The sequence below is a fragment of the Mycobacterium sp. NGS45 genome, assembly GCF_059812645.1.
On record NZ_JCALDB010000043.1, the window covers coordinates 1 to 8,361 of the forward strand.

General features: G+C 65.6%; 6 protein-coding genes and 2 pseudogenes. All 8 read right to left on the minus strand.

The annotated features are described in order from the left end of the window. Positions 1 to 282, minus strand: a pseudogene (locus tag AC5Y3P_RS22095) (HNH endonuclease); the annotation flags it as partial. Positions 283 to 601: 319 nt separating this feature from the next. Then, the gene (locus AC5Y3P_RS22100) at positions 602 to 2,209 is read right to left on the minus strand and encodes an MCE family protein (RefSeq protein ID WP_500048077.1); all 1,608 of its coding nucleotides are present in this window, start codon (positions 2,207 to 2,209) and stop codon (positions 602 to 604) included. Then, the gene (locus tag AC5Y3P_RS22105) at positions 2,209 to 3,435 is read right to left on the minus strand and encodes an MCE family protein (protein WP_500048078.1); all 1,227 of its coding nucleotides are present in this window, start codon (positions 3,433 to 3,435) and stop codon (positions 2,209 to 2,211) included. The genes AC5Y3P_RS22100 and AC5Y3P_RS22105 overlap by 1 nt, the downstream gene beginning before the upstream one ends. Next, entirely contained in the window at positions 3,432 to 4,904 is a 1,473-nt protein-coding gene (locus AC5Y3P_RS22110; RefSeq protein WP_500048079.1) for an MCE family protein, read from the minus strand. The genes AC5Y3P_RS22105 and AC5Y3P_RS22110 overlap by 4 nt, the downstream gene beginning before the upstream one ends. Beyond that, the gene (locus AC5Y3P_RS22115; protein ID WP_500048080.1) at positions 4,901 to 5,983 is read right to left on the minus strand and encodes an MCE family protein; all 1,083 of its coding nucleotides are present in this window, start codon (positions 5,981 to 5,983) and stop codon (positions 4,901 to 4,903) included. The genes AC5Y3P_RS22110 and AC5Y3P_RS22115 overlap by 4 nt, the downstream gene beginning before the upstream one ends. Continuing rightward, positions 5,983 to 7,014: an MCE family protein gene (locus AC5Y3P_RS22120; RefSeq protein WP_500048081.1), complete on the minus strand. Its 1,032-nt coding sequence runs from the start codon at positions 7,012 to 7,014 to the stop codon at positions 5,983 to 5,985. The genes AC5Y3P_RS22115 and AC5Y3P_RS22120 overlap by 1 nt, the downstream gene beginning before the upstream one ends. Beyond that, on the minus strand, positions 7,011 to 8,204 hold the full coding sequence (locus AC5Y3P_RS22125; protein WP_500048082.1) for an MCE family protein: 1,194 nt from the start codon (positions 8,202 to 8,204) through the stop codon (positions 7,011 to 7,013). The genes AC5Y3P_RS22120 and AC5Y3P_RS22125 overlap by 4 nt, the downstream gene beginning before the upstream one ends. A gap of 15 nt (positions 8,205 to 8,219) precedes the next feature. Then, positions 8,220 to 8,361: pseudogene (locus AC5Y3P_RS22130) on the minus strand (ABC transporter permease); the annotation flags it as partial.

An 8,361-nucleotide genomic window follows, 5' to 3' on the forward strand; every position in this document is an offset into this window, starting at 1 on the left:
CTTGGCTTCCCGCTTGGAGATATTGAGCCGATACGCCAACGCTTTGGGCAGGGTGGTCGCCCCCAAATCCTGCGGCCGGACCTCGGCCTCGATACGGGCCAACAGCCGGTGATCCACCGTCGGGGCCCGCCGAGCCAGCACCTCCCGACGCTCCAGGATCTCAACCAGCTCCAAAGCGGTGAACCCGTCAAAGCAGGCCCCGGCGAGCACCTCGGCCGCCGACTCCAGGGCCGTCAACGCGCCCAGGATCGCCTCCCGGTCCGCAGCGACATCCCTACCCATGACTCGAACAGTAGTTCGACCCACCGACAAAACCACACACCCTGTGACACCAGAGACCAAAAAAGACTAAAGAGACCAAAGAGACCAAAGTTTTCGGACACCGAAAGCCACGAGACGGTGATTCGTTGCCTCCACCGCGGCATTGCTGATGTCGTGTCGACGGTCACCCTCGACCGGGGCTTGGCCGGCGGACGCTCCAAGCATCTACCAAGGGGCGTTCGGGTATCGGCGAGGCGCGGTTCGGCTGCAGTGGCTTCCCGCCAAGCCGGAACACGAGTCGATCCTGCGCCATATTCCGGGCCTTCCGCCCCGCGCGGATTTACTTGGGCAACAGATCCTTCCAGCTCTGCGCAGCCGGTTGCACCAGATCTGACTGGGTGTAGACGTTCCCGTCAGGAGCTGCGTACTGCCCAGTCTTGGGGTTGTAAGTGGCAAATGCCACCGTCGGCTCCACCGCTTCCGGAACGTATCCGCTCGGTTCCGCTGGACCTGCGGGTGCGAGTTCCGGGGTCGGCGGCGCGGCACCGTCGGCCGGCGCGACACCGTCGGCCGGCGCGACACCGTCGGTCGGCGGGATGGCCGGCGCCGTCGGCGACGGAACCTCCTCTGCTGGAGGTGGCATCGGTGTTCCCTGCACCGGCCCGAAGATGTGGTCATCCGCGCGCACCCGCTCATCCGGCGGAACGCCCTGCGCAATCAGCCCAGGGTCGATCGGGTACGGACCCGTGGTGTGCTGACGCATGGCCAGCGGCTCGAAAGGCTGGTCACTCTCGCAGATTTCGACGGTCGGGGCGCGTTTGCCCGGCTGCCCCTGGCAAGGGAAGTTACGCGCTCCACGCACACCGATCGGCGAGTCCTGCGGGAGTTTGCAATACAGCCCATCGGGGGTGTCGACATCGCTGAGGTCGGTCGGCGGCCGCCACGACGACGGCGGCAGGAAACCAACCGTGCACGCCGGCGGGTCACCGAGGGTCAAGCTGAACTCCGAAAGCGCCATACCGGTGGGGTTGTTCAGCGAGGAGCCGTAGGACTGGGTGGCCGCCAGATATGGCGGCAACAACACCAACAGCTGTTCGATCGACGCGTTGTAGGTGACTCCGATCTGACCGACGCTGGTCAGATTGGCCAGCAGCACCGGCAGCGTCGGCCTGACCTGCTCGAGCAGTCGGGACGCTTCATCTGCTGCGCCGGGCCCGGTCCGCAGCAGCGTCCGCACCTCAGCATCACGCTCATCGATCTGCGCGGTGATCCCCGCCAGGCTGCGAGCCCAGGTCCGGATCGCCTCGGCACTCTCGGCCTGCCCATCCAGCAGCGGGCGGCTGTCATCGATCAACGCGCGAGCGTCATCGCCGGAACCGGCCAGTCCGGCGGCGAGATCAGCCGAGGAGTCGAATAGTGCGCCGAGCTCGTACCCGGTGCCGTTGAGCGCCCGGTAGGACTCGTCCAGCAGACCGGTGAGCTTGCCGGTGGGGATGCTCTCTACCAGCGCACTCATCTGATCGAGCATCGGGCCGACCGGTTGTGGCAGCGACTCGGCGTCAGCGGTGATCACCGAGCCGTCAACCAGATTGGGGCCCTCCGCCGACCGGGGCACCAGATCCACATACTGCTCGCCGACCGCCGACACACTGCGGACCGTGGCCGCCACATCGGCGGGAATCCTGGGTGAGGTCTGCAGCGACATGGTCACCCGAGCGCCGTCGCGCGTAGGCCGGACGTCGGTGACTTTGCCCACCTCCACGCCGCGGTAGGTGACATTCGAGAACTGGTAGACGCCTCCGGTGGCCGGCAGGTTCAACGTGACGGTGATGCGGCCCCAACCGAGCAGCATCGGAGCCTGTAGGTAGACGAAAACCATTGCAGCCAGCCCGATCACCGACGCGATGGTGAAGATGATCAGCTGCGTCCGAACGAAGCGCGTCAGCATCAGTTGCCTCCCTGCGCGACGTCCGGCGTCTCGGCCTGCGCGACGTCCGGCGTCTCGGCTGCCGGCGCCGGTGCCGCCTGCTCGGTCAGCGGTGGCAGCGGAGCGAGTTCCTCGGGCCGCGGTGTCACCGGCGCCTGCAGCGGGTCCCGGGTGTAGGTGGAATACCAGGGGTCGCCCGGCGCGGGCACCAGCGAGGCACCGGGCTCACCCCATCGGGTTCCGAGCAGGATGCCGCTCTTGAGCCGCGGGATGGTGAAGTCGAACACGATGAACTGGTTCATGTAGTCGCCGCGGATGCCCCGGTCGATGAACTCCTGCGTGTAGGGGTAGGTGGGCAGATAGGCCAGTGCCGTCATCAGATCGGGCCCGACGTCGGCCAACGCACGCACGGTGGGTTCCAAGTTCTGCAGGTTCTGCACGATGTCGGCCTGTGACTCGTTGATCAATTGGTTTGCGGTATCGCTGAATTGGCCCAGTTTCTGCAGCGCCGTGCTGAGTCGGGGACGTTGCTGGTTGAGTACCTGCAGTGCCCGCGGAATCCGGTCCAGGGCAGCTTGCAGCACGCCGCGCTCGTCGGCGAACGTTTGGGCCAGCCGGTTCAGCTCTGAAACCGAGGCGATGATGTCGTCATGTTGAGTGTCGAGCAGGCCGACGACGTCGTTCATCCGGGTGAGCAGGTCGCGGATCTGGACTTGTCGACCGTCCAGGGCAGCGTTGAAATTACGGACGATGTCGCCGATCCGGGTCAGACCACCACCGTTGACCACGACCGACAACGACGACAGGGTCTGCTCGGTGGACGGGTACTTCGAGGATCGATCCAATCCGATGGTGGACCCAGGCTCCAGTCTGCCGCTTGCTGGTTCACCGACCGGCGGGTCCAAGGCCAGGTGCATCGAGCCCAACAGACTGGTCTGCCCCACGGTGGCGACGGCGTTGGCCGGCACCACGACGTCCGGTTTCACCGATACCTCGACGTGGGCCCGCCAGTTGTCGGCGGTCATCTTCCGTACCGCTCCGACCACAACGTCACCGATCATGACCGGTGAGTTCGACTCCAGTGAGCCGACATTGGCGAGTTGGACGTGGTACAGCGCGGCGTCGGAGTTGGTCCCCACGGTGCCCGGCAGCGGCAGTGAGTTCAACCCGTTGAACGAGCAACCGGACGCCACCAACACCACACAGCACGCCGACGCGGCCAGTCTGCGCGACCTCGACCTGATCACGGGGTGCCTCCTGTCGGAGCCGGCACATCGGCCTCAGCCGGTAGCAGCAATTCGGTCAGATTGGTCGCGACCGGCACCGGGGCGGGTGGCGCGGGCACTCCGGGCGGAATGGGCGCGCCGGGAAACAGCGCCGGTTGTGGGTGGGCGGGCAACCCGTCGGGCGCGTACGCCCCCGGCGGCTGCGGCGGATCGTTCCATCCCGGTGGCGGCGCGACATCACCGGCTCCGGTGTAGGCCGACACCGACGGGGGCAACTCGGCTGGACCATCGGGGATTCCGGAACCGCCCGGCGCCAGCCGCGGATCGGAGTAGATGACGTTCTTCGGCGCTGGTCCCAGGTAGGCGTTGAACGGGAACGGCAGGTGGTTGAAGTTCATCAACCGCAGCGCCGGTCCGAGATATTGTGCGCAGGCCCGGCCGGATTCCTCGGCGGTGACGTTCTCGACCGCCGCGATCGCCGAGCAGATGGTGGCCACCGGGTTGGCGAAGTTGTTCATCGCGAACGACCCGCGTGGTCCGCCGGTATCCGGGTTGTAGATGTTGTACCCGTTGACCAGTGCGTTGGGTGCGGCGTGCAGGACGTTCTTGACCACCGTGCTGTTGTCGGAGAGGACCTGGGTGACATTGGCCAGGCGTTGCACCTGCTCGGAGGTCTGGTCTCGTGAACCGGCGATGAAGCGCTGAACTTTGTCCACGGCGGACGACAGTTCGGTTATCGCCGAGTCCAACTCCGAGCGACTGCCATCGACCACACTGCTGACCTCGGCCAGCCGATTCTGGAACTGCACGATCTGAACATTGCTGTCCCGGAGCGCAGCGACGAACACCTGCAAGTTCTCGATGACGTCGACGATGTTGCCGCTGCCCTCCCCCAGAATCCGTCCGACATCGGACAACTGCGCGATGGTCTCCCTGAGCTTGTCACCGTTGCCGGCCATCGCGTCGGCGGTGGTGTCGATGAACCGGCCCAGCGACGTGTCCGAAACCCCACTGGCCGGACCGAGTTCTGCGGCCAGCCGGGTCAGCTGCTCTTTGATCTCATCCCACTCCACCGGTATGGCCGTGCGGTCGGCGCCGATCTCGGCGCCGTCGGGCAGGGTGGGCCCGCTCGCCTCGGGGCTCGAACCGTATGCGGGCGTGAGTTGTACGTAGCGCGCCGACACCAGGTTCGGCGCGACGATGATCGCCTTGGCGTCGGCGGGCACCGGGACGTCGCGATCGATCTCGAGCACCACCCGGGTGTGTTCCGGGAGCGGCTCGATGGAGCTGATCTTGCCGACCCGTACTCCGACCACCCGCACTTCGTCGCCAGGATAGATTGCGGTGGCCGATTCGAAGTAGGCGGTGATCATCTTGGGGCGCAGCATCTTCTGGTAGGTGATGATGCCGGCGCCGGCAACCATCAGAGCGGCCAGGACGAGCAGGAGACCCCGCTTGGCCCGCGGTCCGACAGTCCGGGTACTGCTCATGGCTGCCCTCCGGGAATGCCGTTGAACGGGAACGGGAATTCAGCGCGCGGACCGGCGTTGTCCGGCGGTTGACCGGCATCGGTGCCGCGGCGGAATCCGAGCGCATAATCGAGGAACGGTTGCAGGGCCGGGCCGGGCAGCAAGTTGGACGCAAAACCGTAGTAGTAGAACCCGTTGTTCACGGCTTCACCCTGGGTCAGTTGGTATTTCGCCAGTCCTTTGAGCGACTCGGTCAGATTGTCGCGATGCCGCTCGAGCATCTCGGCAACTCGATTGAGTTGTTCGAGGGTGGGGGCCAGTTCGGCTTCGTTGTCCTCGACCAGCCCGGACAGCTGCTGGGCCACCGCCGTGGTGTTGGCCAACAGGGTGACCAGGGCCTGGCGGCGGTCGGCCAGCACACCGAGCAGGTCGTTGGCGTTCAGGATCAGCGCGTTGACCTGTTGGCTGCGCTCGGACAGGATGCCGGTGACGTCGGAGGCCGCGGCCAGCAGACTGCTCAGCGACTCGTTGCGATTGTTGAGCGACTTCGACAACCGGCTCACACCGTCGAAGGTCGGTGCCAGCTGCGGCGCCAACCGTTCGATGGTGTCCGACAGGGTGTCCAGCGACAAGTTGATGGCCTCGGTGTCGGTCCCCGCGGTGTTGGTGGTGAACTCACCCAGCGCGTCGTTGAGCGAGTACGGCGCAGAGGTACGTGACAGCGGGATGACGCCGTGTGCGCCGAGGCTGCCGCTGCCGCGCGGTTCGAGCACCAATACCCGCTCACCGAGCAGGGTGCCGATGCCGATCTGCGCCGTAGTGTCGGTGCCGAGCCGAACCTTGCTGTTCACCACGAAACTCACCAGCGCCTTACCGCGGTCTAGTTCGACATCCGACACGGTGCCGACGTCCACCCCGGAGACCTTCACGTTGTTGCCGGCACTCAGTCCGCCGGCCTCGGCGAACACCGCCTGGTAGTTGATCGAGGTGGCCATCGATACCAGCTTCTGCGGCTGCAAACCGACCACGATCAGCAGGATGATCAGGACCAGACCGATGAATCCGGAACGTAGCAACGAGGATCCGCGATACTTCAGCATCAGGGCTCACCGCACCTTCCGGTGTTCTGGATGACCCAGGGGAAGTGCGCTGTCCGACCCTGCAGGTCGGACACCCGCACCGAGACTCCGCAGATGTAGAGGTTGAGCCAACTACCGTACGAGCCCAGCCGCACCAGCTTGCGGTAGTTCTGCGGAGTCTTCTGCATCAGCAGATCCAGGCGAGCCAGATCGGTCTCGTTGGACAGCAGCGGCGCCAACCGGGTCAACTGGTCCACCGTCCCGGACAGTGGCGGTCGCGCCTCGGTCAGCAGATCCGCCAGCGAGGCAGTTCCGTTGTCCAGGGCGGTGATCGCCGTGCCGATCGGGTCGCGGTCCGCGGCCAGACCGGAGATCAGCTGTTCCAGCTCGTCGACCGCACCGGAGAACTGCTTTCCGTCCTTGGCCAGCACGGTCAACGTCTGATCGAGATTGTCGATGAGCTGTTCGACCGTGTGGCCGTTGTCGGCCAGCGCATTGGTGAACGACGACGTCCGCGCGAACAGCGACTCCAGGTCGCCGCCCTGGCCCTGCAGGATCTGGATCAACGAGTTGGTCAGTGCGTTGACGTCGTCGGGATCGAGCCCTCGGATGACCGGCTTGAGACCGCCGAGCAGCAAGTCCAAGTTCAACGCGGGCTCGGTCCGGTCAAGGCCCAATTGTGTGCCGACCGGCAGGATTCGGGTCGTTCCGGGATCGTCGAGCAGCTCGAGGTAACGGTCCCCGACCAGGTTCAGATAACGCACCGCGACCTTGGTGCTCTCGGTCAGCCGGACGTGATCGTCGGCGTCGAATGTCACCAAAACCGTGTTGTCCGGCTGCAACTCGACGTCGCGTACGGTGCCGACTCGGATACCGGCCACCCGCACTGAATCGCCTACCCCAAGGCTCGAGGCGTCTTCGAACAACGCCGAGTACGAGTTGGTCGAACCCGACCGGTACTGGCTGAAGATCGCGAACAGACCTGCGGTCAGCAGCGCCATGGTCACCACGAACGCCGTGAACTTGGCTGCGGTAGCGCCCATTCCGCTCATCCGGGTTGTCCGATCTGTGCGGTGTTGCGCGGCGGTCCGTCGATCGGGCCGTACAGCAACTGCTTGAGCCCGTCGGAGTTCAACAGGATTCCTTCGTTGCCGTACTGAGCCGGATTGGCGTTGACGTCGGTGATCACGAACGGCGGCCGTTTCTGGAAGCCGACCTTCGGCAGATCGGTGCACTGCGGTCCGCCGGTGGCAGCCACCTTCGGCAGGTTCTGTGGATAGCGGTAGCGCTCCTGACCCAGCACCACGGTCTGCAGCAGCAGCCCGCCCGGCAGGGGCGTTCCCGGGGCTTTGGCCAACTCCACCGCGCCGCCGAGCCCGCAGGTCAACGCAGGGTTGTACCGGTTGGTGAGGTCGGTGGTCGGGGTCAGCAGCCGCATCGCGGTCGCGATGGCTTGCCGGTTGGCGCCGACCACCTCGGTGCCGGTGTCGGACAGACCGATCACGCTGATCAGCACGGACTCGAGGTTGCGCTGCTCGTCGACCATCGTCTGCCCGATCCGGGTCGATGCGTCGATGGTGCTGACCAAGTCCGGTGCGGCATCCGCGTAGGCGCTGAACACCTCGGGCGCGACCGCGATTTCATCCTCGAGGGCCGGCAGACTGGGTTCGATGTCTGCCAGGAATGCGTCGAAGTCCGACATCATCTGGCCGATCCGATCGCCGCGACCGTCCAGTGCGGTGGCCAATGCACCCAGGGTCTCGTTGAGTTTGGCGGGTTCGATCCTGTCCAACACCGACGACAATTGCTCGAACACGGTGTTGATCTCGACGGTGACGTGGTCGGCGTCGAGCACCTGCCCCGGTTGCAGGGCCTCGGCCGACGGATTGGTCGGCGGTACCAGTTCGACGAACTTGGCGCCGAATACTGTCGAGGACGCGATCTCGACGCCGACGTCCGACGGCACGATGTCCAGATAGGCCGGATCCATTGCCAAGTGCAGAGCGGCCCGCCCATCCGGCAATGCTTCGATGGATTTCACCGAACCCACCTGCGCCCCATGCAGTTTCACCTTGGCATCGGCGTTCATCACCAGGCCCGCCCGTTCGGAGAGGACGGTGACCGGGACCGTCTCGGTGAAACTGCCCCGAAACAGCCCGACCGCGAGCGCCACCACGGCCACTCCAGCCAGGACGGTGGCAAACCCGGCCACGGCGCGTCGGTCACTGGAACTGGAACTCATCGTCTCTGCACACCCCTAACCCGACAGGTTGAAGTTGCCGTTGGCGCCGTAGACCGACAGGGACACCAGCAAGGTGACCGAGACGACGACGACCAGTGAGGTGCGTACCGCGTTGCCGACCGCCGCGCCCACCCCGGACGGCCCGCCGGAGGCGAAA

Bases quoted from the DNA above. Each gene is read 5' to 3' on its own strand.
- AC5Y3P_RS22115 (WP_500048080.1), bottom strand. From the start codon at position 5,983: ATGCTGAAGTATCGCGGATCCTCGTTGCTACGTTCCGGATTCATCGGT.
- AC5Y3P_RS22110 (WP_500048079.1), bottom strand. From the start codon at position 4,904: ATGAGCAGTACCCGGACTGTCGGACCGCGGGCCAAGCGGGGTCTCCTG.
- AC5Y3P_RS22100 (WP_500048077.1), bottom strand. From the start codon at position 2,209: ATGCTGACGCGCTTCGTTCGGACGCAGCTGATCATCTTCACCATCGCG.
- AC5Y3P_RS22120 (WP_500048081.1), bottom strand. From the start codon at position 7,014: ATGAGCGGAATGGGCGCTACCGCAGCCAAGTTCACGGCGTTCGTGGTG.
- AC5Y3P_RS22125 (WP_500048082.1), bottom strand. From the start codon at position 8,204: ATGAGTTCCAGTTCCAGTGACCGACGCGCCGTGGCCGGGTTTGCCACC.